The organism is Pseudomonas sp. IT-347P (assembly GCF_949768005.1).
In the GTDB taxonomy this organism is placed as follows: Bacteria; Pseudomonadota; Gammaproteobacteria; order Pseudomonadales; family Pseudomonadaceae; genus Aquipseudomonas.
In genome coordinates, this window is record NZ_CATKPQ010000055.1 from 230917 (window position 1) to 256923 (window position 26007).

General features: G+C 60.2%; 21 protein-coding genes and 1 pseudogene. 19 read left to right on the top strand and 3 right to left on the bottom strand.

Translation table 11 applies throughout. The annotated features are described in order from the left end of the window. Position 1 precedes the first annotated feature (1 nt). Entirely contained in the window at positions 2 to 604 is a 603-nt protein-coding gene (locus ACM6IV_RS20690; protein ID WP_414871430.1) for a DUF924 family protein, read from the top strand. Between the two features lie 184 nt (positions 605 to 788). Here the strand turns inward: ACM6IV_RS20690 and ACM6IV_RS20695 are convergent, their stop codons facing one another. Together ACM6IV_RS20695 and ACM6IV_RS20700 are read right to left on the bottom strand one after the other, a co-directional pair. After that, on the bottom strand, positions 789 to 1553 hold the full coding sequence (locus tag ACM6IV_RS20695; RefSeq protein ID WP_371920137.1) for a methyl-accepting chemotaxis protein: 765 nt from the start codon (positions 1551 to 1553) through the stop codon (positions 789 to 791). A gap of 93 nt (positions 1554 to 1646) precedes the next feature. Then, positions 1647 to 2681, bottom strand: a pseudogene (locus tag ACM6IV_RS20700) (cache domain-containing protein); the annotation flags it as partial. A gap of 281 nt (positions 2682 to 2962) precedes the next feature. Here ACM6IV_RS20700 and ACM6IV_RS20705 point away from each other — a divergent pair. After that, positions 2963 to 3217 carry a hypothetical protein gene (locus tag ACM6IV_RS20705; RefSeq protein WP_003220802.1) on the top strand — a complete coding sequence of 85 codons (255 nt, stop codon included), beginning with the start codon at positions 2963 to 2965 and terminating at the stop codon, positions 3215 to 3217. Positions 3218 to 3247: 30 nt separating this feature from the next. Further along, positions 3248 to 3817: a lipocalin family protein gene (locus ACM6IV_RS20710; RefSeq protein ID WP_414871431.1), complete on the top strand. Its 570-nt coding sequence runs from the start codon at positions 3248 to 3250 to the stop codon at positions 3815 to 3817. 112 nt (positions 3818 to 3929) lie between these two features. Here the strand turns inward: ACM6IV_RS20710 and ACM6IV_RS20715 are convergent, their stop codons facing one another. Further along, a complete protein-coding gene (locus ACM6IV_RS20715; protein WP_414871432.1) occupies positions 3930 to 5300 on the bottom strand; it encodes a formimidoylglutamate deiminase in 1371 nt (456 codons plus the stop codon). A 145-nt stretch (positions 5301 to 5445) separates the two neighbouring features. On the opposite strand from ACM6IV_RS20715, the gene hutC reads away from it, so the two are divergent. The 16 genes from hutC (at position 5446) to mdoH (ending at position 25907) form a co-directional block, all read left to right on the top strand. Beyond that, on the top strand, positions 5446 to 6156 hold the full coding sequence (gene hutC / locus ACM6IV_RS20720; protein ID WP_163013658.1) for a histidine utilization repressor: 711 nt from the start codon (positions 5446 to 5448) through the stop codon (positions 6154 to 6156). After that, positions 6153 to 6722, top strand: coding sequence for a HutD family protein (locus ACM6IV_RS20725; RefSeq protein ID WP_414871433.1), 570 nt, complete (start codon positions 6153 to 6155; stop codon positions 6720 to 6722). The genes hutC and ACM6IV_RS20725 overlap by 4 nt, the downstream gene beginning before the upstream one ends. 448 nt (positions 6723 to 7170) lie before the next feature. Continuing rightward, complete coding sequence (hutU, locus tag ACM6IV_RS20730) at positions 7171 to 8853, top strand: urocanate hydratase (RefSeq protein WP_414871434.1); 1683 nt, start codon at positions 7171 to 7173, stop codon at positions 8851 to 8853. Between the two features lie 149 nt (positions 8854 to 9002). Beyond that, on the top strand, positions 9003 to 10475 hold the full coding sequence (locus tag ACM6IV_RS20735; RefSeq protein ID WP_414871435.1) for a purine-cytosine permease family protein: 1473 nt from the start codon (positions 9003 to 9005) through the stop codon (positions 10473 to 10475). 69 nt (positions 10476 to 10544) lie between these two features. Next, positions 10545 to 11513: an ABC transporter substrate-binding protein gene (locus tag ACM6IV_RS20740; RefSeq protein WP_414871436.1), complete on the top strand. Its 969-nt coding sequence runs from the start codon at positions 10545 to 10547 to the stop codon at positions 11511 to 11513. Between the two features lie 83 nt (positions 11514 to 11596). Beyond that, the gene (locus ACM6IV_RS20745) at positions 11597 to 12448 is read left to right on the top strand and encodes an ABC transporter permease (RefSeq protein WP_007949591.1); all 852 of its coding nucleotides are present in this window, start codon (positions 11597 to 11599) and stop codon (positions 12446 to 12448) included. Next, entirely contained in the window at positions 12445 to 13275 is an 831-nt protein-coding gene (locus ACM6IV_RS20750) for a quaternary amine ABC transporter ATP-binding protein (protein WP_052178219.1), read from the top strand. Before ACM6IV_RS20745 ends, ACM6IV_RS20750 begins: the two co-directional genes overlap by 4 nt. Before the next feature lie 133 nt (positions 13276 to 13408). Beyond that, positions 13409 to 14932: a histidine ammonia-lyase gene (gene hutH / locus ACM6IV_RS20755; RefSeq protein ID WP_414871437.1), complete on the top strand. Its 1524-nt coding sequence runs from the start codon at positions 13409 to 13411 to the stop codon at positions 14930 to 14932. A 118-nt stretch (positions 14933 to 15050) separates the two neighbouring features. After that, a complete protein-coding gene (gene hutH / locus ACM6IV_RS20760) occupies positions 15051 to 16583 on the top strand; it encodes a histidine ammonia-lyase (protein ID WP_414871438.1) in 1533 nt (510 codons plus the stop codon). A 362-nt stretch (positions 16584 to 16945) separates the two neighbouring features. Continuing rightward, on the top strand, positions 16946 to 18151 hold the full coding sequence (gene hutI / locus ACM6IV_RS20765) for an imidazolonepropionase (RefSeq protein ID WP_414871439.1): 1206 nt from the start codon (positions 16946 to 16948) through the stop codon (positions 18149 to 18151). 10 nt (positions 18152 to 18161) lie between these two features. Then, a complete protein-coding gene (hutG, locus tag ACM6IV_RS20770) occupies positions 18162 to 18959 on the top strand; it encodes an N-formylglutamate deformylase (protein WP_414871440.1) in 798 nt (265 codons plus the stop codon). Between the two features lie 169 nt (positions 18960 to 19128). Beyond that, positions 19129 to 19596 carry a DUF3757 domain-containing protein gene (locus ACM6IV_RS20775; RefSeq protein ID WP_414871441.1) on the top strand — a complete coding sequence of 156 codons (468 nt, stop codon included), beginning with the start codon at positions 19129 to 19131 and terminating at the stop codon, positions 19594 to 19596. A 209-nt stretch (positions 19597 to 19805) separates the two neighbouring features. Continuing rightward, positions 19806 to 20777 carry a prolyl aminopeptidase gene (gene pip / locus ACM6IV_RS20780; protein ID WP_414871442.1) on the top strand — a complete coding sequence of 324 codons (972 nt, stop codon included), beginning with the start codon at positions 19806 to 19808 and terminating at the stop codon, positions 20775 to 20777. Then, entirely contained in the window at positions 20774 to 21211 is a 438-nt protein-coding gene (dtd, locus tag ACM6IV_RS20785) for a D-aminoacyl-tRNA deacylase (RefSeq protein WP_007909321.1), read from the top strand. Before pip ends, dtd begins: the two co-directional genes overlap by 4 nt. A gap of 351 nt (positions 21212 to 21562) precedes the next feature. Then, positions 21563 to 23344: a glucan biosynthesis protein G gene (locus ACM6IV_RS20790; protein ID WP_414871443.1), complete on the top strand. Its 1782-nt coding sequence runs from the start codon at positions 21563 to 21565 to the stop codon at positions 23342 to 23344. After that, on the top strand, positions 23337 to 25907 hold the full coding sequence (gene mdoH / locus ACM6IV_RS20795) for a glucans biosynthesis glucosyltransferase MdoH (RefSeq protein ID WP_414871444.1): 2571 nt from the start codon (positions 23337 to 23339) through the stop codon (positions 25905 to 25907). The genes ACM6IV_RS20790 and mdoH overlap by 8 nt, the downstream gene beginning before the upstream one ends. Positions 25908 to 26007 lie beyond the last annotated feature (100 nt).

The following is a 26007-nucleotide window of genomic DNA, read 5'->3' on the forward strand; positions in this document are numbered from 1 at the left end:
CATGACCGCGCCCTGGCAGCCGTTGCTCGACTGGTGGTTCGGACAAGCCGAATCCCCCGACGAGATAGCGGCTGACAAGGGCAAGTTGTGGTTCGGTAAGCGAGACAGCCAGGACCTCGAAGCGCGTGAGCGTTTCGGGGTCTTTGTCGATCAGGCCCTGGCCGGCGAATTGACCGAGTGGACGCAACGTCCCGAAGGTTGGCTGGCGCTGGTGCTGTTGCTCGATCAACTGCCGCGAATGATCTTTCGTGATACCCCTAAAGCGTTTTCCGGTGATCTGCGCGCGCAGAAGCTCGTCGCCCAAGGCATTGCGGCGGATTTTGATCGGCAGTTGAAACCGATTCAGCGTGTGTTTATTTATCTGGTGTTTGAGCACTGCGAGAATCTTGCGGTGCAGAACGAAGCGGTTTCCAGGTTTATCGAACTGGTGGCTGAACAGCCGGAAGCGGAGCGGGCGGTGTTTGCCGACAATCTGGATTATGCCGAGCGGCATCAAAAGGTGATTGCGCGGTTTGGCCGGTTTCCGCATCGCAATGCGGTGTTGGGGCGGGAATCTACGGCGGAGGAGTTGGTGTTTCTTTCCGAACCTGGGTCAAGGTTTTAAGGGCTTACCCTCACCCTAGCCCTCTCCCGGAGGGAGAGGGGACTGACCGAGGTGGATGTTGGAGGTACATCGACTTGAGAGACCTGAGTCGAACTCAGGTTTTGAAAGGCCTGAAGATCGGCTCCCTTTCCCCCTCGCCCCCCTGGGGGAGAGGGCTGGGGTGAGGGGGTAAAGCCCTTGATCTTTAAATCCTGAAACTACCAACCAACTGCTTCAACCGCGCCGCCTGCTGCTCCAGATCCGAACACGCACGCAACGTTGCCTGCAAGTTCTCCACACCTTCCTGATTCAGTGTGTTGATCTCGTTGATATCGACATTGATCGACTCGACCACAGCCGTCTGTTCTTCCGTGGCGGTGGCCACCGACTGGTTCATTCCATCGATCTCGCCGATGCGCTGAGTCACGCTGCCCAGACGCTCACCGGCCTGGTTGGCGATGCCGACGCTGCTTTCGCTCTCGCGCTGGCTCTCGGTCATGATGCTGACTGCCTGACGCGCGCCGACCTGCAACTCTTCGATCATTTTTTGCACTTGCTGCGCCGAGTCCTGAGTGCGGTGCGCCAGATTACGCACTTCATCGGCGACCACGGCAAAACCACGACCTGCTTCACCGGCACGCGCCGCTTCGATCGCGGCGTTGAGCGCGAGCAGGTTGGTCTGCTGGGAAATGCTGGTGATGACTTCGAGAATCTGGCCGATGTTCACCGTGTTGCTGTTCAGGGTTTCGATGTTGCCGCACGAATCGCTGATCTTCGCCGACAACTGCTGCATGGCCTGGATGGTTTTATCCACCACCTGCTGGCCGTCGACCGCGAGGCTGCGCGCATCGCTGGAATGCTGCGAAGCGAGGGCGGCGTTCTGCGCGATTTCCTGAGCGGCGGCACCGAGCTGGTTGATCGCCGCAGCCACGCTATTGGTGCGACTGGCCTGCTGGTCGGAGTTGTACATCGACGAGTTCGATGCCGCGACCACGCGCAGGGCGACTTCGTTGACCTGGCCGGTGGCCGAGGACACTTCGCGGATCGAGGTGTGGATGCGCTCGACGAAACGGTTGAACGAGGTGCCCAGCGCGCCGAATTCGTCGTTGCCGTGGATCACCAGGCGTTTGGTCAGGTCACCTTCGCCTTCAGCGATGTCGTGCATGGCGCGGCCCATGGTCAGCAGTGGTTGCATCAGCACGCGGATCAGCATGCCGAGCAGGGCGATAATGATCACCACGGCAATGACCATGGCGATCAGCGCCGAGGTGCGGAATTCGCTGAGCATCGAGAACGCGGTGTCTTTATCCAGCACCAGCGCCACGTACCAGTCGGCCGATGGCACGCCGTTGACGTGGGTGAAGGAGATCAATTGGGTCTTGCCGTTGAACTCGACTTCTTTCAGACCGGCGCTGACTTTCGGCGCACCGTTCGGATAGGCGTCGGCGAGGGTCTTGAGCACCAGTTTGCTGTCCGGGTGAACCAGGATTTTGCCGTCGGCGCTGACGATGAACGCGTGGCCGTGGCCGCCGAAGTTCAGCGAATTGATGATCGCGCTGACGCTGGTCAGGTCGATATCGGCACCGGCGACGCCGAGCATCTGGCCCTGGCGTTGCACGGGCGTAGCCACGGTGATCACCAGTTTGCCCGACGAGGCGGCGATGTACGGTTCGGTGACAATGGTCTGCTGCGCGCTGTTGGCCGCTTTGTACCAGCCACGGGAGCGCGGATCGTAATCCGGTGCGCGATTGCCGGCCGGTACAGAGAACATCACGCCGTCGGCGCCGCCGAAATAGCTGAGCTGGAAATTGCCGGTGTAGGCGGGCAGGTCGATGATGCGTTTCAGGCTGGCGGGGGCATTACCGTCGACGGCGACTTGCTGCGACAGCGATTGCAACAATTGGATGCGGCTTTCCAGCCAGGTCTGGATATTGCTGGTGGTCAGGCTGCCCAGCTCCTGCATCGAGGCTTCGGTGCTGCTGCTCAAGGCTTCGCGCTGCCGATAGTCGTTGAAGAAAATGAAACAGGCGAACGCAACGGCCACCACGAGGGCGGCAGCCAACAAGATCTTGTGGCTGAATTTCATGTTTCTGGTCATCGAATGAACTACCGCGAAGGGGCTGGTCAAGAAAGGGCGGCAATTTGCCACACTTGGGGACTTTGCGCTGCTTTTATGTCGACTGCGTCGCGCCAAAGATTAGGCGTCTTTGGCGAAATGCGACGAAATGCTCAATAGCGTTACAAAGTCGCTGATTTATCGGCAAATGCCAGACGAGCGGGCGAATAAATAGCCGTCTAGCCACGGAACCAGATGAGGGTTTTCTCTTCTAAGCTTCTGGTTGGCACCATGCCATCCCCCCTCGTTCCAGGAGTTACACCATGTCGCTGCGATCTATCGCCCTTCTGACGTTTTGCGTGCTGCTGGCCGCATGCAGCAAGGTCAATCAGGAAAACTATTCGAAGCTCTCGGCCGGCATGGCCAAGGCCGAAGTCGAGACTCTGCTCGGCAAGCCCACCGATTGTTCGGGCGCGCTCGGCATGTCCAGTTGCACCTGGGGCGACAAGAACAGCTTTATCAGCGTGCAGTACGCCGGTGACAAAGTGCTGATGTTTTCCGGCCAAGGCCTGAAGTAAACCGGGGCTTCGCGCCCACGGAGAAGAAAAATGAAGCGGTTATTGCTGATCCTTTTTGCCGGCCTGGTACTGGCCGGCTGCGCCACTTCCGGCGTCGACCCGTTGGCGCCGAAAACCGCCAGCAGCGTCAACCTCAAGCGCTATCAGGGCACCTGGTATGAACTGGCCCGTTTGCCGATGTACTTCCAGCGCCATTGCGCGCAGTCCGAAGCCCATTACACCCTCAAGCCTGACGGCAACGTCGCAGTGCTCAATCGCTGCCTGACCCCGCAATGGCAATGGGAAGAGGTCAAGGGCACGGCTTATCCACAGGTGCCGGGCAAGACCGACAAGCTTTGGGTCGAATTTGATACCTGGTTCTCGCGGCTGATTCCGGGTGTGGCGAAAGGTGAATACTGGGTGCTGTACGTCAGCGATGACTACAAGACCGCCATCGTCGGCGACCCGAGTCGCAAGTACATGTGGTTGCTGTCGCGCACGCCGACCGTCAACGGTGTAGTGCGTGAAGAACTGCTGAGCAAGGCACGTCAGCAGGGGTATGACACCACGCGATTGATCTGGCGCGCGTCGGATCGGCAGATGGCCAAGACCTCAAACTAAAGAACAGCACAAAACCAATGTAGGAGTGAGCCTGCTCGCGATAGCGTTGTGTCAGAGCACAAATAAGTGACTGACACACTGTTATCGCGAGCAGGCTCACTCCTACATTTGGTTATGCGTCGCCCAAGAGGTCGCGCAGGACTTGGGTGAACGCGCGTGCACTGTCTTCTTCGCCAGCATGCCGGCCATCGCGCACCACCCACTGGCCATTGACCAGTACATCGCGCACCTGACGATCGCCGCCGGCAAACAACCAGCGATTCAAAATCCCGTCACCATTGGCCGTCGCCAGATACGGATCACTGCCATCTAGCACAATCCAGTCGGCACGCTTGCCCACTTCCAGCGCACCAATCGGTTGCCCCAGCGCCTGAGCGCCACCGTCCAGCGCCGCGTCATACAGCGTGCGCCCGACCATCGGCTGATTCGCGCCATACAAGCGATTGCGCCGCTGATCGCGCAGACGCTGGCCGTATTCCAGCCAGCGCAACTCTTCCACCACGCTCAGTGACACATGACTATCGGAGCCGATGCCCATGCGTCCGCCCTGGGCGAGGAAATCCACCGCCGGGAAAATCCCGTCGCCCAGGTTTGCTTCGGTGGTCAGGCACAGCCCGGCGATGGCGCGACTGTTGGCCATCAGCGTGACTTCTTCCGGGTTGGCGTGGGTCGCATGGACCAGACACCAGCGCTGATCGACTTGGGTATTTTCATAGAGCCATTGCAGCGGGCGACGACCGCTCCAGCTCAGGCAGTCATCGACTTCCTTCTGCTGCTCGGCGATGTGAATGTGCACCGGGCATTGCTGGTCGCTGGCAGCCAGCACTTCGCTGATTTGTTGTGGCGTGACCGCGCGCAACGAGTGGAAGCACAAGCCTAGCGATTGTGCCTTTTGCTGCGCCAGCATTGGCTGCAAACGCGATTGCAGGTTCAGGTAGTTTTCGGTGCTGTTGATGAAGCGACGCTGGCCGTCATTCGGCGTCTGCCCGCCAAAACCGGAGTGGCTGTAGAGCACCGGTAACAGGGTCAGACCGATGCCGCTTTCACTGGCGGCCTGACTGATGCGCAAGGCCAGCTCAGCCGGATCGGCGTAAGGCTGACCATTGCTGTCGTGGTGCACATAGTGAAATTCAGCGACGGAGGTGTAACCGGCCTTGAGCATTTCGATGTACAGCTGACGCGCAATGACACCGAGCTGATCCGGGCTGATTTTTCCGACGAGCCGATACATCAGATCACGCCAGGTCCAGAAACTGTCGTTCGGATTGCCGGCCACTTCGGCCAGTCCCGCCATCGCTCGCTGGAAGGCGTGGGAGTGCAGATTCGGCATGCCCGGCAGCAGCGGGCCGCTCAGCCGTTCGGCGCCGTCTGCGGTGGAATCGGCCTGGATTCGGGTCAATACGCCATCGGCGCTGACCTCAAGACGTACATGGTTGGCCCATCCGTTAGGCAGCAGCGCGCGTTCGGCAAAGAAGGCGGACATGGTTCAGCACCCCATCGTGTGTTATTTGTATATACATATACAGACGTTTGCCTGCCCGGTAAACTCCGGCAAGCTAGCCACTTTCATCAATGAACAGGGATCAACCGTGCCGACTCCGCCTCCAGTCTCCCCGTTGGCCGCGAACATGGGCGACAGTCCGGCGCCCTTGTACGCCCGCGTCAAACAGATGATTACTCAGCAGATCGACAGCGGAAACTGGCCGCCGCACTACCGCGTGCCGTCCGAGAGCGAGCTGGTCAATCAACTCGGTTTCAGCCGCATGACCATTAATCGCGCATTGCGCGAGATGACTGCCGACGGATTGTTGGTGCGCATGCAAGGCGTCGGCACCTTCGTCGCCGAACCGAAGAGCCAGTCCGCGCTGTTCGAAGTGCACAACATTGCCGACGAAATCGCCTCCCGTGGCCATCGCCACACCTGCCAGGTGATCACCCTCGAAGAAGAGGCCGCCGGTTCCGAGCGCGCACTGGCGCTGGACATGCGCGAAGGGCAGAAGGTATTCCACTCGCTGATCGTGCATTACGAAAACGACATTCCGGTGCAAATCGAAGACCGATTCGTCAACGCACTGGTCGCTCCGGAATACCTCAAGCAGGACTTCACCCTGCAGACGCCTTACGCCTATCTCAATCAGGTCGCGCCGCTGACCGAGGGTGAGCACGTGGTTGAAGCGATCCTTGCCGAACCGTCCGAATGCAAGTTGCTGCAGATCGAAAAGGGCGAGCCGTGCCTGCTGATCCGTCGTCGTACGTGGTCGGGGCGTCAGCCGGTGACGGCGGCTCGTCTGATTCACCCGGGTTCTCGTCATCGCTTGGAAGGGCGGTTCCATAAATGAATGCACTTAAGGTTTTACGCGCCGAAGGCTACCCGCGCATGCCGTGGAAAAACGGCGGCGGCAGCACTGAAGAAATCACCCGTGACGCGGGCGCCGGTCTGGACGGTTTCGGCTGGCGCCTGTCGATTGCCGACATTGCCGAGTCGGGTGGTTTTTCAACATTCGCCGGTTATCAGCGGGTGATCACCGTGTTGCAGGGTGACGGTATGACATTGTGCGTTGACGGCGACGATACGCGGCCGTTGTTACCGCTCGACCCGTTTGCCTTCAGTGGCGAGAGTCAGGTGTCGTGCACGCTGCTCGGCGGCGCGATTCGCGACTTCAATCTGATCTACGCGCCGCAGCGTTACAGCGCGCGCTTGCAGTGGCTGGGTGGCGAGCAACGGTTCTTCAGTTCGGCGGGGACGGTGTTGGTGTTCAGTGTCAGTGAGCTGCTGAAAGTGCAGGTCGGTGACACTGCATCGCAACTCGGTCGCCATGATTGCCTGCAACTGGACGGTAACGCCGGGTTGGTCGAAGTCTCCGTCAATGCGGGTTGCTGCGTCATTGAGCTGACTGCACGCTGATTCAGAAATCTTAAAAGATCGCAGCCTTTGGCAGCTCTTACAGGGTGTACATCAAACCCAATACAGGTGCTGACGAAGGCTGCGATCTTTTGCTTTTGGGTGTTCCCAACCCACGCACCAACTTGTTACCGAACGCCCCAGCGTGGCGCAAAACCACGCTCATGTAACACAACTCCGTCTCCCGAAATCATCCCCGCGAAAAAATTCATTCACACCTGAACCCTTGATTCAGGCGCTCTCCAGCCCTGTCCGCGATTTTTCTTGAATGTCTCTCCAACAAGTTGGCCGCTTGATTGCATATGCTTGTATGTACAAGTAAAGACGTATGCGTATGAGTCGCTCGAGACTCTCCGCAGCGTCCACTGATTCGCTTGTCGCGCATTGAAGCGCACAGGCTGCTTGCCCACCGCCAGGGTTGGTTTGAATTGATCGCTGAGGAGTCTTTTTCGTGACTGACAATAAACCTACAAAGTTTCGCAACGTTGAGATCCGCGCTGCCCGCGGCAACAAGCTGACCGCCAAGAGCTGGCTGACTGAAGCGCCGCTGCGCATGCTGATGAACAACCTCGACCCGGAAGTCGCCGAGAACCCGAAAGAGCTGGTGGTTTACGGTGGTATCGGGCGCGCCGCGCGTAACTGGGAGTGCTACGACAAGATCGTCGAAAGCCTGACCAATCTGAACGACGACGAGACCCTGCTAGTGCAATCCGGCAAGCCGGTCGGCGTGTTCAAAACCCACGCCAATGCCCCGCGTGTACTGATCGCCAACTCCAACCTGGTGCCGCACTGGGCCAGTTGGGAACACTTCAACGAACTCGATGCCAAAGGCCTGGCCATGTACGGCCAGATGACCGCCGGCAGCTGGATCTACATCGGCAGCCAGGGCATCGTGCAAGGCACCTACGAAACCTTTGTTGAAGCCGGTCGCCAGCACTACAACGACAACCTCACCGGCAAGTGGGTGTTGACCGCCGGTCTGGGCGGCATGGGTGGCGCACAACCGCTGGCGGCAACCCTGGCCGGCGCCTGCTCGCTGAACATCGAATGCCAGCAGGTGAGCATCGACTTCCGCCTGAAAAGCCGTTACGTCGACGAGCAAGCCAACGACCTCGACGACGCGCTGGCACGCATCGACAAATACACCAAAGAAGGCAAAGCGATCTCCATCGCCCTGCTGGGTAACGCCGCAGAAATCCTCCCGGAACTGGTCAAGCGCGGCGTCCGCCCGGACATGGTCACCGACCAGACCAGCGCCCACGACCCGCTCAACGGCTACCTGCCGGCCGGCTGGACCTGGGACGAATACCGCGCCCGTGCCAAGACCGAACCTGCGGCTGTAATCAAAGCCGCCAAGCAGTCGATGGCCGTGCACGTCAAAGCGATGCTGGAATTCCAGAAGCAAGGCATTCCGACCTTCGACTATGGCAACAACATCCGTCAGATGGCCCAGGAAGAAGGCGTCGAAAACGCATTCGACTTCCCGGGTTTCGTACCGGCCTACATCCGTCCGCTGTTCTGCCGTGGCATCGGCCCGTTCCGTTGGGCGGCACTCTCGGGCGATCCGCAAGACATCTACAAAACCGACGCCAAGGTCAAAGAGCTGATCCCGGACGACGCCCACCTGCACAACTGGCTAGACATGGCCCGCGAGCGCATCAGCTTCCAGGGTCTGCCGGCACGTATCTGCTGGGTCGGTCTGGGCCTGCGCGCCAAGCTCGGTCTGGCGTTCAACGAAATGGTGCGCAGCGGCGAGCTGTCGGCGCCGATCGTGATCGGTCGCGACCACCTCGACTCCGGTTCGGTGTCCAGCCCGAACCGCGAAACCGAATCGATGCAGGACGGTTCCGACGCCGTGTCCGACTGGCCGCTGCTCAACGCACTGCTCAACACCGCGAGCGGCGCGACCTGGGTTTCCCTGCACCACGGCGGCGGCGTCGGCATGGGCTTCTCGCAGCACTCGGGCATGGTGATTGTCTGCGACGGTACTGACGAAGCGGCTGAGCGTATTGCGCGGGTGCTGCACAACGACCCGGCGACCGGTGTCATGCGTCACGCCGATGCCGGTTACCAGATCGCCATCGACTGCGCCAAGGAACAGGGCCTGAACCTGCCGATGATTACCGGAAAGTAATGCTTTCCCCTGTAGGAGCGAGCCTGCTCGCGATAAGGCCGGCACATTCAGCAAATGTGCTGACTGACCCACCGCAATCGCGAGCAGGCTCGCTCCCACAGAAGCCAAAACAAGTACAACTTCCCAGAACAATCCACAGAGGTTGAGTCATGGCTGTTAACACCGATCGTGCAGGCAACAAACCGTTGATCGAGAGGCGTTCGATCGACTACATCCCGGAAGCGGAAAGACACGGTCGTCTGTTGAGCCAGTTCACCCTGTGGATGGGCGCCAACCTACAAATCACCGCGATTGTCACCGGGGCCCTGGCCGTGGTGCTGGGTGGTGATGTGTTCTGGTCGCTGATCGGTCTGTTGATCGGTCAACTGCTCGGCGGCGGGGTGATGGCGCTGCATGCCGCGCAAGGGCCGAAACTGGGCCTGCCGCAAATGATCTCCAGCCGCGTGCAGTTTGGCGTTTATGGTGCGGCGATCCCGATCGTGCTGGTGTGCCTGATGTACCTGGGCTTCACCGCCACAGGCACCGTGCTGTCCGGCCAGGCACTGGGCCAGTTGTTCGGGGTCAGCGACACCGTTGGCATCCTGCTGTTCGCCAGTGTCATTGTGGTGGTCACTGTGCTCGGTTATCGGGTCATTCACTGGATCGGCCGGGTCGCCAGCGTGATTGGCGTGATTGCCTTCGTGTATCTGTTCAGCCGTTTGATGAGCCAGGTTGATGTGGGCGCACTGTTGCAGATTCGCCACTTCAGCTGGAGCAGTTTCCTGTTGGCGGTATCGCTCGCAGCGTCTTGGCAGATCGCGTTTGGCCCGTATGTGGCGGACTATTCGCGCTACCTGCCAAGCAAGATTTCCTCGGTGAAAACCTTCTTTGCCGCGGGTGCGGGTTCGGTCATCGGTGCGCAGGTGGCGATGGTGCTTGGTGTGTTCGCTGCGGCTTCGGCCAATGGCCAATTCGCCGGTCACGAGGTCGCCTACATCGTCGGTCTCGGCGGCACCGGTGCCACCGCCGCGCTGCTGTACTTCAGTATCGCGTTCGGCAAGGTGACCATCTCGACGCTGAACTCCTACGGCAGCTTCATGTGCATCGCGACCATCATCAGTGGCTTCAAGGGGCACCTGACGGTGACCCGGATGCAGCGTCTGGTGTTCGTGCTGGTGATCGTCGGCGCGGCGACCCTGATCGCGCTGCTCGGTCAGCACTCGTTCCTCGGTGCATTCAAGTCGTTCATCCTGTTCCTGCTGGCGTTCTTCACACCATGGAGCGCGATCAACCTGGTGGATTACTACTGCATCACCCGTGAGCGTTATGACGTTCCGGCCCTGGCCGATCCGAACGGTCGCTACGGTCGCTGGAACCTCCTGGGTATCAGCATCTATGTGTTCGGCGTGCTGGTGCAGCTGCCGTTCATCTCTACCAAGTTCTATACCGGTCCCTTGGTGGCCGCCCTCGGTGACGTGGATATTTCCTGGATCATCGGTCTGGTGCTGCCGGCTGCGCTGTATTTCGTGTGCGCAAAAAAATGGCACGGCTCAGTGCCCGATCAGCTGATTCTGCCGGTCGAGCAGAACAGCGTTGTACAACCTAAAACAAGTGGGGCCGGCCGCGCTGCGGCGCAGGCCTGATTGGACGTGGACAGGGCTGGATGCCTCTTGACTGCCGTAAGCCAATTCATGATTAGGAGCGTCACAACAATGAAATCGAACAAGACCCTGCTGACCACATTGCTGTCCATGGGCCTGTTGGCCAGTGCCGGTGCAACGCAAGCCGCCGGCTGGTGCGAATCGGGCAAACCGGTGAAGTTCGCCGGCCTGAACTGGGAAAGCGGCATGCTGCTGACCGATGTTCTGCAAGTGGTGCTGGAAAAAGGTTACGACTGCAAGACCGACAGCCTGCCGGGCAACTCCATCACCATGGAGAACGCCCTGAGCAGCAACGATATTCAAGTGTTCGCCGAAGAGTGGGTCGGCCGCAGCGAGGTCTGGAACAAGGCCGAGAAGGCCGGCAAGGTCGTCGGTGTCGGCGCTCCGGTAGTCGGCGCGGTGGAAGGCTGGTACGTGCCGCGTTACGTGATCGAAGGCGACGCCAAGCGCAAGCTTGAGCCGAAAGCCCCGGACCTGAAAAACATCGCCGACCTGGGTAAATACGCCGCCGTGTTCAAGGATGCTGAAGAGCCGTCCAAGGGCCGTTTCTACAACTGCCCGGCCGGCTGGACGTGCGAGCTGGATAACAGCGAAATGCTGAAAAGCTACGGTCTGGAAAACAGCTACACCAACTTCCGTCCAGGCACCGGCCCGGCGCTGGATGCGGCGGTGCTGTCGAGCTACAAGCGTGGCGAGCCGATCCTGTTCTACTACTGGTCGCCAACCCCGCTGATGGGCCAGATCGACGCAGTGAAACTGGAAGAGAAACCGGGCGTCGACAAGTCGGTGAGCATCAAGGTCGGCCTGTCGAAAACCTTCCACGACGAAGCCCCGGAGCTGGTGGCCGTGCTGGAAAAGGTCAACCTGCCGATCGATCTGCTGAACCAGAACCTGGGCCGCATGGCGAAGGAGCGTATCGAGTCGCCAAAACTGGCGAAAATCTTCCTCAAGGAACATCCTGAAGTCTGGCATGCGTGGGTCAGTGCAGACGCAGCCAGGAAAATCGACGCGGCGCTGTAGGTCGATACCTCCCGGTCAACCGTGAGGCTGGCCGGGAGATATGCCGTAAACGCTTGATTGAGATTGCTGATTGAGAGCCGCTTATGTTTCCCGAAAGCTTTACCTTTTCCATCGCCGACTGGGTCAACGGTTGGGTCGATTCGCTGGTCACCAACTACGGTGATGTGTTCCGCCACATCTCCGACACCCTGTTGTGGGCCATCGTCAACCTAGAAGGCCTGCTGCGTGCGGCGCCGTGGTGGTTGATGCTGGCCATCGTGGGTGTGGTTGCCTGGCACGCCACGCGCAAAGTCGTGACCACCGCTGTAATCGTCGGTCTGCTATTCCTCGTCGGCGCCGTTGGCCTGTGGGACAAGCTTATGCAGACGCTGGCGCTGATGATGGTTGCGACGATCATTTCGGTGCTGATCGGCATTCCGCTGGGGATTCTCTCGGCGCGCAGCAATCGCCTGCGTTCGGTGTTGATGCCGCTGCTCGACATCATGCAGACCATGCCGAGTTTCGTGTACCTGATCCCGGTGCTGATGCTGTTCGGTCTGGGCAAGGTCCCGGCGATTTTCGCCACGGTGATCTACGCCGCGCCGCCGCTGATTCGCCTGACCGATCTGGGCATTCGCCAGGTCGACGGCGAAGTCATGGAGGCGATCAATGCTTTCGGCGCCAATCGCTGGCAGCAACTGTTCGGCGTGCAACTGCCGCTGGCCCTGCCAAGCATCATGGCCGGGATCAACCAGACCACCATGATGGCCCTGTCGATGGTGGTGATCGCCTCGATGATCGGCGCCCGAGGTCTGGGTGAAGATGTGCTGGTGGGGATTCAGACCCTCAACGTCGGACGCGGCCTCGAAGCCGGTCTGGCGATCGTGATTCTCGCAGTGGTCATCGACCGCATTACTCAGGCGTACGGTCGGCCACGGCATGAGGTGAGCAAATGAGCAACGCAACCGTGAGCAAGATCGAAGTCAAAAACGTCTTCAAGATTTTCGGCAACCGCGCCAAGGATGCTTTGGCCATGGTCGGCCAGGGCAAGACCAAGGATCAGGTGCTGAACGAGACCGGTTGCGTGGTCGGGGTCAACGACTTGTCGCTGAGCATCGGCACTGGCGAGATCTTCGTGATCATGGGCCTGTCCGGCTCGGGCAAATCGACGCTGGTGCGCCACTTCAATCGCCTGATCGACCCGACCAGCGGCGCGATCCTCGTCGACGGCGTGGACATCCTGCAGTACGACATGGACGCCCTGCGCGAATTTCGCCGGCACAAGATCAGCATGGTGTTCCAGAGCTTCGGCCTGTTGCCGCACAAGACGGTGCTCGACAACGTCGCTTACGGCCTGAAAGTGCGTGGCGAAAGCAAGCAGATGTGCTCGGAGCGCGCGCTGCACTGGATCAACACCGTGGGCCTCAAAGGCTACGAAAACAAATACCCGCACCAGCTCTCCGGCGGCATGCGTCAGCGTGTCGGCCTGGCCCGCGCCTTGGCGGCGGACACCGACATCATCCTCATGGATGAGGCGTTCAGCGCGCTGGATCCGCTAATCCGCGCCGAGATGCAGGACCAATTGTTGGAGCTGCAGAAAACCCTGCACAAGACCATCGTTTTCATTACCCACGATCTCGACGAGGCCGTACGCATCGGCAATCGCATTGCGATTCTCAAGGATGGGCGTTTGATCCAGGTGGGTACGCCGCGCGAGATTCTGCATTCGCCGGCGGATGAGTACGTTGACCGGTTCGTGCAGCGGCGGGCGGCGGTGGTTTAACAGACTTGCGGTGAGGCTGCCGGCCCCTTCGCGAGCAAGCTCGCTCCCACATTGGAATGCGGTCTCCTGTGGGAGCGAGCTTGCTCGCGAAGGGGCCGGCAGAGCTGCATCAATATTACGGTTGAGGTTTTAGATGTCCCAGGCTGAAAAAATCGTTATCACCGGCGCGCCTTTGCGTTGGCAGGACGTGGTCGCTGTCGCCCGTCACGGCGCTCAACTTGAGCTGTCCAGCGAAACCTGGGCGCGCATCGAAAACGCCCAAGGCATTGTCCAGCGCATCGTCGCCAGCGGCGAACGGGCCTATGGCGTCAACACCGGCCTGGGCGGTTTGTCGAATGTTTCGCTGCAGGACGAACAACTCAGCCAGCTCTCGCGCAATACCTTGCTCAGCCACGCCTGCGGCGTCGGCCCGGTACTCGCTGACGAACAGACCCGCGCGATCCTCTGCGCGGCGATCCACAACTACAGCCATGGCAAATCCGGTATCCATCGCCGGGTCGTCGAGGCGCTCCTGGCGCTGATCAATCGCGGCATTACTCCGCAAGTGCCGTCGCAAGGTTCGGTGGGTTATCTGACGCACATGGCGCACATCGGCATCGCGTTGCTCGGTGTCGGCAACGTCAGCTATCGCGGCCAGATCACCTCGGCGCAACAGGCGTTGGTCGAGGAAGGTCTGCAACCGGTGCAACTCGGTGCGAAGGACGGCTTGTGCCTGGTCAATGGCACGCCGTGCATGACCGGCCTCAGTTGCCTGGCGATTGCCGATGCGACGCGGCTGGTGCAGTGGGCCGACGTCATCGGCGCGATGAGTTTTGAAGCCCAGCGCGGTCAGGTCGACGCGTTCGATGCCGAGATCATCGCGCTGAAACCACACCCGGGCATGCAGCGAGTCGGGATCAATTTGCGTGCATTGCTCGACGGCAGTGAAGTGATTGCGTCGAGCAAAGGCATTCGTACTCAGGATGCGTTGAGCATTCGATCGATCCCGCAAGTACACGGCGCTGCGCGGGATCAACTGGAACATGCGATCAAACAAGTCGAAGCCGAACTCAATGGCTGCACCGATAACCCACTGTTGCTCGGCACACCGGACAACTTCCGGGTGATGTCGCAAGCCAACCCGCACGGCCAATCGGTGGCGATGGCGGCGGATTTGCTGGCGATTGCCATGGCCGAAATCGGCTCGATTGCCGAGCGCCGTCTCGATCGCCTGGTCAACCCGCACGTCAGCGGTCTGCCGGCGTTTCTGGTGGCCAACCCGGGAGTGAACTCGGGGATGATGATCGTCCAATACGTCGCCGCGTCGCTGTGCGCGGAAAACCGCCAATTGGCGCAACCGGCGGTGCTCGACAACTACATCACCTCGGGCCTGCAGGAAGACCATTTGAGCATGGGCACCAACGCCGCGCTGAAGCTGCATCGCGCACTGGAAAACTGCACGCAGATCCTTGCGATCGAATACTTGCTGGCGGCGCAGGCGTTTGAATTCCTCAAGGAACAGCGCTTTGGCGTGGGCACTGACCGTGCGTGGCGACTGCTGCGCGAAACGGTTCCGGCCTACGATCAGGATCGCTGGCTGGCGCCGGATATCGCCGCCGCCGCAAACGTTTTGAAAAATCCGAATCTGCTGCACAACGTTCTATCGAATTTGCACTGAAAAACTACCCTGCCAGCGTGCCAAGGCGCCGGATGCCCACAAGGCTGAAAGCGACGGATAACGGAATGCTCCGGAGCGAATGGCAAGTTAATAACAAACTCTCAAAAGGAGCATTTAAATGACTGCGCTGAACCTGATTCCCGGCCAACTGAGCCTGGCCCAACTGCGTGACGTCTACCAGAACCCGGTCAAGCTGAGCCTCGACAACAGTGCTTCCGAGCAGATCGAAGCCAGCGTCGCCTGCGTCGAGCAGATCCTCGCCGAGAATCGCACTGCCTACGGCATCAACACCGGTTTCGGCCTGCTGGCGTCGACCCGCATCGCCAGCGAAGACCTGGAAAACCTGCAGCGTTCGCTGGTGCTGTCTCACGCCGCTGGCGTCGGCCAGCCGATCAGCGATGAGCTGGTGCGACTGATCATGGTGCTCAAGGTCAACAGCCTCAGCCGTGGTTTCTCCGGCATTCGTCGCGTGGTGATCGATGCGCTGATCGCGCTGATCAACGCCGAGGTGTATCCGCACATTCCGCTGAAAGGTTCGGTGGGCGCTTCGGGCGATCTGGCGCCGTTGGCGCACATGTCGCTGGTGCTGCTGGGCGAGGGCAAGGCGCGCTACAAGGGCGAGTGGATGGAAGCCACCGAAGCGCTGAAAGTCGCCGGCCTGACGCCGCTGACGCTGGCGGCGAAAGAAGGTCTGGCGCTGCTCAACGGGACTCAGGTTTCCACGGCGTTCGCGCTGCGCGGTCTGTTTGAAGGCGAAGACCTGTTTGCCGGTGCACTGGCGCTCGGTGGTCTGACGGTCGAAGCCGTATTGGGTTCACGCTCGCCGTTCGACGCACGCATTCATGCGGCTCGCGGCCAGAAAGGTCAGATCGACGCTGCTGCCGCTTACCGCGATCTGCTCGGTGAGCGCAGCGAAGTCTCCGACTCGCACCAGAACTGCGAGAAGGTTCAGGACCCGTATTCGCTGCGTTGCCAGCCGCAAGTCATGGGCGCTTGTCTGACCCAGTTCCGTCAGGCCGCTGAAGTGCTGGCCGTTGAAGCCAACGCTGTGTCCGACAACCCGTTGGTCTTCGCCGCTGAAGGTGATGTGATTTCTGGCGGTAACTTCCACGCCGAACCCGTGGCCATGGCCGCTGACAACATGGCACTGGCCATTGCCGAAATCGGCTCGCTGAGCGAACGCCGCATCTCGCTGATGATGGACAAGCACATGTCGCAACTGCCGCCGTTCCTCGTTGCCAATGGCGGCGTGAACTCCGGTTTCATGATTGCTCAGGTGACCGCTGCGGCACTGGCCAGCGAAAACAAGGCGCTGTCGCATCCGCATTCGGTCGACAGCCTGCCGACTTCGGCCAACCAGGAAGATCACGTGTCGATGGCCCCGGCGGCCGGCAAGCGTCTGTGGGAAATGGCCGAGAACACCCGCGGGATTCTCGCGGTGGAATGGCTGGCGGCGGTGCAAGGACTGGACCTGCGTAACGGTCTGAAGACTTCAGCGAAGCTGGAACAGGCGCGGGCGATTCTGCGCAAGGAAGTGCCGTTCTATGAAAAGGACCGCTTCTTTGCTCCCGACATCAATGCGGCGACTGAGTTGTTGGCTTCGCGGTGTCTGACCGAGCTGATCCCGGCGAAGCTTTTGCCGAGTTTGTAAGTGTGTTTTCAGGGGGGGCTTTGTAGTTGCTGAAACCGATCCCCCTCACCCCAACCCTCTCCCCCAGAGGGGAGAGGGGGAAGGGAGCCGATCTTCATGGTTTTCAGAGCCTGAGTCCGGCTCACAACTTTCAGGTCGATGTACCTCGGCAGAACAATCCGGTCAGTCCTTTTTCTTTTCTGTGAGAGAGAGGGGAAGGGAGCCCGATCTCGGTGTTTTCCGAAACTTGAGTTCAGCTCAAGACGTTCAGGTCGATGTACCTCGACAGAACAACCCGGTCAGTCCCCTCTCCCTCCGGGAGAGGGCTAGGGTGAGGGGCTTTTGAAGGCCAACCACCAAACCAGCCCAAACGGAGGCCAACAGTGAAAACCCTCTGGCAACACTGCCACGTCGCAACCATGGCGCAAGGCGTCTACTCGATCATCGAGGATGCGGCCATCGTGACGTCCGGTGCGCACATCGAGTGGATCGGCCCGCGCACTCAATTGCCGTCCGGCGAATATCCGGCGGTCAATGACCTGCAAGGCGCATGGGTCACTCCCGGCCTGATCGATTGCCACACCCACACCGTGTTCGGTGGCAACCGCAGTGGCGAATTCGAAAAACGCCTGCAAGGCGTCAGCTACGCCGAGATCGCTGCGCAGGGCGGCGGCATCGCCAGCACCGTGCGCGCCACTCGCGAGGCCACTGAGGACGAGTTGTTCGCCAGCGCCGCGAAACGCCTGAAAAGCCTGATGCGCGACGGCGTGACCACGGTCGAAATGAAGTCCGGTTACGGTCTCGATCTGACCAGCGAGCGCAAGATCCTTCGAGTCATCCGCCGTCTGCAGAAAGAGCTGCCGATCAGTGTGCGCAGCACCTGCCTTGCTGCACACGCGTTGCCACCGGAATACAAGGATCGCGCCGACGATTACATCGATCTGATTTGCACTCAGATGCTGCCAGCGCTGGCCGCCGAAGGCCTGGTCGACGCCGTGGATGCCTTCTGCGAATACCTGGCGTTCTCGCCGGAGCAGGTCGAGCGTGTGTTCATCGCCGCGCAAAAACTCGGCCTGCCAGTGAAGCTGCACGCCGAACAGCTGTCGTCGCTGCACGGCTCCAGCCTCGCTGCGCGCTATAGGGCATTGTCCGCCGATCACCTGGAATTCATGGACGAGGCCGACGCCATCGCCATGGCCGCAGCCGACACCGTCGCGGTGCTGCTGCCGGGCGCCTTTTACTTCCTGCGCGAAACCCAGTTGCCGCCGATGGGCGCCCTGCGCAAGCACAAAGTGAAAATCGCCATCGCCAGCGACCTCAACCCCGGCACCTCGCCGGCGCTGTCGTTGCGGCTGATGCTGAACATGGCCTGCACCTGCTTCCGCATGACCCCCGAAGAGGCCCTGGCCGGTGCGACGATTCACGCCGCGCAGGCGCTGGGCATGGCCGACACCCACGGTTCGCTCGAAGTCGGCAAGGTCGCCGATTTCGTTGCCTGGCACATCGATCGCCCAGCAGATCTGGCCTATTGGCTCGGTGGTGATCTGGATAAACGCGTCGTGCGTCACGGCGTCGAATCAAGTCTGTAGGAGAGCGGTTGTGGATAAGGTTCTGAGTTTCAAACAAGGTCGCGTACCGCTGCTGATCAGCATGCCCCACGCCGGCGTGCGCCTGACCCCAGCGGTGGAAGCCGGGTTGATTCCCGACGCGAAAAGCCTGCCGGACACCGATTGGCACATCCCGCAGCTCTACGATTTTGCTGAAGACCTCGGTGCCAGCACCTTGGCGGCCGAGTACTCGCGTTTTGTGATCGACCTGAATCGTCCGTCCGACGACAAACCGCTGTACGCCGGCGCCACCACCGGGCTGTATCCGGCAACGCTGTTCGATGGCATCCCGTTGTTCCGCGAAGGCCATGAGCCGTCGAAAGAAGAACGCGCAACTTACCTGCAACAGATCTGGACGCCTTACCACCGCACGCTTCAGGAAGAGTTGGCACGGTTGAAGGCCGAGTTCGGTTACGCGTTGCTGTTCGACGCGCACTCGATCCGCTCGATCATTCCGCACCTGTTCGACGGCAAGCTGCCGGACTTCAACCTTGGCACCTTCAACGGTGCCAGTTGTGATCCGCAACTGGCGGGGCAACTGGAAGCGATCTGCGCCGGTCATGCCAATTACAGCCATGTGCTGAACGGACGTTTCAAGGGCGGCCATATCACCCGCCATTACGGCAACCCGGCCGAGAACATTCACGCCGTGCAACTGGAACTGGGCCAGTGCACCTACATGGAAGAGTTCGAACCGTTCCGCTATCGCGCGGATCTGGCGGAGCCTACGCAGGTGGTGCTTAAAGAGCTGCTGCAAGGCCTGCTAAATTGGGGGAAAGGCACCTACTGATCCAAATGCGTAATGATCGCGTGTAGTAACGCGGTCATTATTCAACTGCTAAATGAGGAACGGGACTACAGCAAACGCCGACCCTTACTACCACTTCCGCAACCACCAAAGAATTATCGTCTCTTCGAAACCTGCCTCTTCCGGCAGATTGATTTTTGGAGAACTGATAATGAAGTTGCGATTTGCGCTAGCCCTGCCCCTATGTCTACTGACGGTAAACGTCCTGGCACTTGAAATCGATCACTGCCCAAGGCCCGAAAATATCAAGAACGCCCGCGGAGTCTACTCAGCCACAACGGTCAGCCACCAAGGGCAATGGGTGGGCACTGCTTCGGCTGTCAGATCGAAGGGGGCGGACGGTTTTTCTGTCGAACCGGCGAAATCTTTCAATGGTGCTGTTTTTTATTCGGCAGAGGCTGAAGGGGTCAATCGTGGTGTCCTGGGGCGCTGCATGTATTCCACCCGCTCCGGAGAGAAACTTGACTTGTATTACCGGCCGGAGGTTCGTCCCGATCTGGCAGTGAAATTGCTCGATCTGCAAAACTGGAAGCTTCAGCCAGCGTCCGGTACTGGCTTGCAGACTTATATTTGCCGCAACAAAAGTCAGGGTGGCTGCGTTTTCGCGATCCTCGAATAGCTCTTCAGGGAGGGCTGATGCTGGGGCAAGGCGCCGCGCAGTCTCTGCACTACAAGCTGATAAACCTGCGAACGCTCGCTGAGGTCCGTGTCTGACAAGCTGTGACAGCGAGCGAGCATGCTCATTGACGTAAATCGGGTTTATGATGCCCAACGGCAGAATAATACAAGTCCCCCCAGGGATGACCTCGACCCCTTACGGAGCGCGCAATGCAGACTTTGTTTCCGCAGATCAAACCTCACGCCCGGCACGATCTGGCTGTCGATGACACCCATACGCTGTACGTCGACGAGAGCGGTTCACCGGAGGGTTTGCCGGTTGTGTTCATCCACGGCGGCCCCGGCGCCGGTTGCGACGCGCAGAGCCGTCGCTACTTCGATCCGAACCTGTACCGCATCGTCACCTTCGACCAGCGTGGCTGCGGTCGCTCCACACCGCACGCCAGCCTGGAAAACAACACCACCTGGGATCTGGTCGCCGACCTTGAGCGCATCCGCAAACACCTGGGTATCGACAAATGGGTGCTGTTCGGCGGGTCGTGGGGCTCGACTCTGGCGCTGGCTTACGCGCAAACCCACCCTGAGCGTGTTCACGGTTTGATCCTGCGCGGGATCTTTCTCTGCCGCCCGCAGGAGATCGAGTGGTTCTATCAGGCTGGCGCCAGCCGTCTGTTTCCTGATTACTGGCAGGACTACATCGCGCCGATTCCGCTGGACGAGCGCGACGACCTGCTCAGCGCTTTCCACAAACGCCTGACCGGCAACGACCAGATCGCCCAGATGCACGCGGCGAAAGCCTGGTCGACCTGGGAAGGGCGCACCGCGACGCTGCGGCCGAACCCGTTGGTGGTCGATCGCTTCTCCGAACCACAGCGCGCACTGTCGATTGCGCGGATCGAATGCCATTACTTCACCAACAATGCCTTCCTCGAACCGAACCAGCTGATTCGCGACATGGGCAAGATCGCCCATTTGCCGGGTGTGATCATTCACGGTCGTTACGACGTGATCTGCCCGCTCGACAACGCTTGGGAACTGCACCAGGCCTGGCCGAACAGCGAACTGCAGGTGATTCGCGATGCCGGCCACGCCGCGTCTGAACCGGGCATCACCGATGCCTTGGTGCGCGCAGCGGGCAAAATGGCCCGGCGCTTGCTCGACCTGCCGCCTGAAGAAGCATGAAGGGGCTGTTACAGCGCGTACGCGGTGCGCGGGTTGAAGTTGCGGGCGAGGTGGTAGGCGCGGTCGATCACGGTTTGCTGGTGCTGGTGGCAGTAGAACCCGACGACACGCGTACCAGCGCCGACAAACTTCTGCATAAACTGCTTAACTATCGGGTATTCAGTGACGCGGAGGGCAAGATGAACTTGTCCCTCGCCGATGTCGGCGGTGGGTTGCTGCTGGTCTCGCAGTTCACCCTCGCGGCCGACACCAAAAGCGGGTTGCGCCCGAGCTTTTCGACGGCCGCGCCGCCAGCCTTGGGCGAGGAATTGTTCGACTATCTATTGAGCAGTGCGAAACAGGTGCATGGCACTGTGGCATCAGGTAGATTCGGCGCCGATATGCAGGTGCATTTGGTCAACGATGGCCCGGTTACCTTTTTGTTACAGACCTGAAAGCGCTTGAAACACCTTTTTTGGGAAATTTCGAGCGTTTTTAGGGTGTTTTCGCGATAAATACTTTGTTACCCCTGATGCGTTGTCATGCGGGCTACTAGATAATCGCGCGCACTGGGATCAGCGTTCGCTGATTCATTTTTGACTTAGGTAGAGACTTGTCTGGATCCGATTGGGGAATCATTTTGCCCCAGCGGAGTCGGAACAATGCTCGCCAACTTGGCAAGGGTGCTCTGGAAGGTCGGTTTTTCACTGCCGAAAGCCTCACAGGCACTTCATCTGGCCGTTGGTTTTTTGATCTGTTTTCGGCGAGGGTTGCTCGTGATTGTTAGTCCCTGTAATGCAGCAAAAATGTCTGCCAAACGCATGCGAAGTGCCCTGGTAGCGGGTTCGGCGCTCCTGTGCCTGCTCAGCGCCGGTCAGCTTTGGGCGTTCAATCTTGACGATGTATCGGCGAAGGCTAAAGAACTGGCCGGGCAGAAGTTCGAAGCCCCGCGCAGCAACCTGCCGAACGAATTCCGCGACATGAAGTTCGCGGACTATCAGAAAATCCGCTTCCTCACCGAAAAGGCTGAGTGGGCTGATCAGAAGACTCCGTTCAAACTGTCTTTCTATCACCAGGGTATGCACTTCGATACACCGGTGAAAATCAACGAAATCACGGCGAACACCGTCGAAGAGATCAAATACGATCCGACCCGCTTCGATTTCGGCGACCTGAAATTCGATCCGAAAGCCACCGAACAACTGGGTTATGCCGGTTTCCGTGTGCTGTACCCGATCAACAAGGCCGACAAGCAAGACGAAATCATGACCATGCTCGGCGCGAGTTACTTCCGCGTTGTCGGCAAGGGCCACACCTACGGCCTCTCGGCGCGTGGTCTGGCGATTGATACCGCGCTGCCGTCGGGCGAAGAATTCCCGCGTTTCCGCGAGTTCTGGATTCAACAGCCGAAACCGGGCGACAAGCACCTGGTGATCTTCGCCTTGCTGGATTCGCCGCGCGCTACCGGTGCTTACCGTCTGATCCTGCGTCCGGGTAGCGATACCATCGTCGACGTCAAGGCGCAGATGTTCTTGCGTGACAAGGTCGGCAAACTGGGCATCGCGCCGCTGACCAGCATGTTCCTGTTCGGCGCCAACCAGCCGTCGAAAGTCCTCAACTACCGTCGTGAACTGCACGACTCCAGCGGTCTGTCGATCCATGCCGGCAATGGCGAGTGGATCTGGCGTCCACTGAACAACCCGAAACACCTGGCCGTGAGCAACTTCAGCGTCGAGAACCCGCGTGGTTTCGGTCTGCTGCAACGTGGCCGCGACTTCAGCCACTATGAAGACCTCGACGACCGCTACGACAAGCGCCCAAGCGCCTGGATCGAGCCGAAGGGCGAGTGGGGCAAGGGCACCGTTGATCTGGTAGAGATTCCGACCGCCGACGAAACCAACGACAACATCGTTGCGTTCTGGAGCCCGGAAAAAATGCCGGAGCCGGGCCAGCCACTGGACTTCGCCTACCGCATGCACTGGACCATGGACGAAGCGGCGATTCACGCGCCGGACAGCGCCTGGGTTTCGCAGACTCTGCGTTCGACCGGTGACGTCAAGCAATCGAACCTGATCCGTCAGCCGGACGGCAGTGTTGCCTATCTCGTCGACTTCGAAGGTCCATCGCTGGCCGCGCTGACCCCGGATGCCGACGTGCGCAGTCAGGTCAGTGTTGGCGACAACGCCGAACTGGTTGAAAACAGCGTGCGCTACAACCCGGAAACCAAAGGCTGGCGCTTGACCTTGCGCATGAAAATCAAAGACGCGAGCAAGTCGACCGAGATGCGTGCTGCGCTGGTACAGCCTGTGGTCACTGCTGATCTGGCGAAATCGGTGCCGGCGTCCAACTCGTCCGTTGCCAAGGCCGACAAGGTTGCCGCCAAGCAACAAGAGAAAGTCGACAAGGAAGCCAAGGCCGCCGAGGCCAAACAGGCCGACGCCAAGCCAGCTGCAGATGCCAAGGACAAGGCCAACAAAGACGCCAAGCAGCCAGTTGCTGCGGACGCGGCCCCAGCCACACCGGAATCGGCACCGACTGAAGAAGTCCTGACCGAGACCTGGAGCTATCAGTTGCCTGCCGATGAGTAACTCTCAAGTACAGCCAGAAACTCTGTCCGAGTATCTGGCGCATCTGCCGATGACCGACGAGCAGCGCGCGGAACTCGCGGGCTGCCAGTCGTTCAGCGAGCTGCATCAACGCCTGTCGTCGCCGACATTCGACGCCCCTGCCGAAGCCGCCCAGGCTTCGGTGGGCAAGCGTCTGATCCTCAGCACCGCTGAAGAGCTTGAAGACGCGGAGATGCTGGTGCTCGACGCCAGCGGCCGCGTCAGCATGAAGGCGACGCCACCGATCCGTCGGACCAAAGTCGTGCCGGAGCCATGGCGCACCAATATTCTGGTGCGTGGCTGGCGCCGTATGACCGGGCGCACCAACCCGCCGCAGCCGCCGAAGGACGAAAATGTCTTGCCGGCCGCGCGCTGGCGCACCGTCGGTTCGATCCGTCGCTACATTCTGTTGCTGTTGATGCTCGGCCAGACCATCGTCGCCGGCTGGTACATGAAGGGCATCATGCCGTATCAGGGCTGGTCGTTCGTCGATCTCGAAGAAGTCCTGCATCAGCCGCTGCTGCAAACCGCCACGCAAGTGCTGCCGTATGCGCTGCAAACCAGCATCCTGATTCTGTTCGGGATTCTGTTCTGCTGGGTTTCGGCCGGTTTCTGGACCGCGTTGATGGGCTTCCTCGAGTTGCTCACCGGTCATGATAAATACCGTATCTCCGGCAAAAGCGCCGGCAACGAGCCGATTGCCAAAGACGCGCGTACCGCGCTGGTGATGCCGATCTGCAACGAAGACGTACCGCGCGTATTCGCCGGTCTGCGGGCGACGTTCGAATCGGTTGCGGCCACCGGTGATCTGGATCGCTTTGACTTCTTCGTCCTCAGCGACAGTAACGACACCGACATTTGCGTGGCCGAGCAACAGGCCTGGCTGGACGTCTGCCGCGAAGCCAAAGGCTTCGGCAAGATCTTCTACCGCCGTCGACGCCGTCGCGTGAAGCGCAAGAGCGGTAACCTCGACGACTTCTGCCGTCGCTGGGGCGGTGACTACAAGTACATGGTCGTGCTCGACGCTGACTCGGTGATGAGCGGCGAGTGCCTGACCAGTCTGGTGCGCTTGATGGAAGCCACGCCGGACGCCGGGATCATCCAGACCGCGCCGCGTGCGTCGGGCATGGACACCCTGTATGCGCGCATGCAGCAGTTTGCCACCCGCGTGTACGGCCCGCTGTTTACCGCCGGTCTGCACTTCTGGCAGTTGGGTGAATCCCACTACTGGGGTCACAACGCGATCATCCGCATGAAGCCGTTCATCGACCACTGCGCCCTGGCGCCGTTGCCGGGTAAAGGTGCATTTTCCGGTGCGATCCTGTCCCACGACTTCGTTGAAGCCGCGCTGATGCGCCGTGCCGGTTGGGGCGTGTGGATTGCCTACGACCTGCCGGGCAGCTACGAAGAACTGCCGCCGAACCTGCTCGACGAACTCAAGCGTGACCGTCGCTGGTGCCACGGTAACCTGATGAACTTCCGTCTGTTCCTGGTCAAAGGCATGCACCCGGTGCACCGTGCGGTGTTCCTCACCGGCGTGATGTCGTACCTGTCGGCGCCGTTGTGGTTCTTCTTCCTGGTGCTGTCGACCGCGCTGCTGGCGGTGAACACGCTGATGGAGCCGCAGTACTTCCTGGAACCGCGTCAGCTCTATCCGCTGTGGCCACAATGGCACCCGGACAAGGCGATTGCGCTGTTTTCCACCACCATCGTGCTGCTGTTCCTGCCGAAGCTGTTGAGCATCATCCTGATTTGGGCCAAGGGCGCGAAAGAGTTCGGCGGCAAGTTCAAGGTGACCCTGTCGATGCTGCTGGAGATGTTGTTCTCCATGCTGCTGGCGCCGGTGCGGATGATTTTCCACACCCGTTTCGTCCTCGCCGCGTTCCTCGGCTGGGCCGCGACCTGGAACTCGCCGCAGCGTGACGACGACTCGACGCCATGGAGCGAGGCGGTCAAACGCCACGGTCCGCAGACCCTGCTGGGCTTCTGCTGGGCGCTGCTGGTGATCTGGCTCAACCCGAGCTTTCTCTGGTGGCTGGTGCCGATCGTCGGTTCGCTGATGCTGTCGATCCCGGTGTCGGTGATCTCCAGTCGTGTCGGTCTGGGCCTCAAATCCCGTGACGAGAGCCTGTTCCTCATCCCTGAGGAATACAATCCGCCGCAGGCGCTGCTGGCGACCGATCAGTACACTCACGAAAACCGTTATCACGCGCTGAACGACGGCTTCGTCCGCGCCGTGGTCGATCCACAGCAGAACGCTTTGGCGTGTTCGCTGGCGACTTCGCGTCATGGTCAGGCCGAGCCGATCGAGTGGCTGCGTCAGGAGCGTGTACGTCACGCGATCAAGGTTGGCCCGGGCGGGCTGAACAACCATGATCGCCTGCAACTGCTGAGCGACCCTGTGGCGTTGGCACGTTTGCATGAGCAGGTCTGGGCCGAAGGTCACGCCGAGTGGCTGGATGCCTGGCGGGCTTCGGTGAAAGCTGATCCGCATGCGCCGTTGCTGCCGCTGCGACCGGTGAGTCTGCAGACTCAGCCGGCCTGATAAAGAAACCCCGCGATGTTGCGGGGTTTTTTTTGCCTGCTGAAAAGCCCCTCACCCTAGCCCTCTCCCCGAGGGAGAGGGGACCGACCGAGTTGGATGT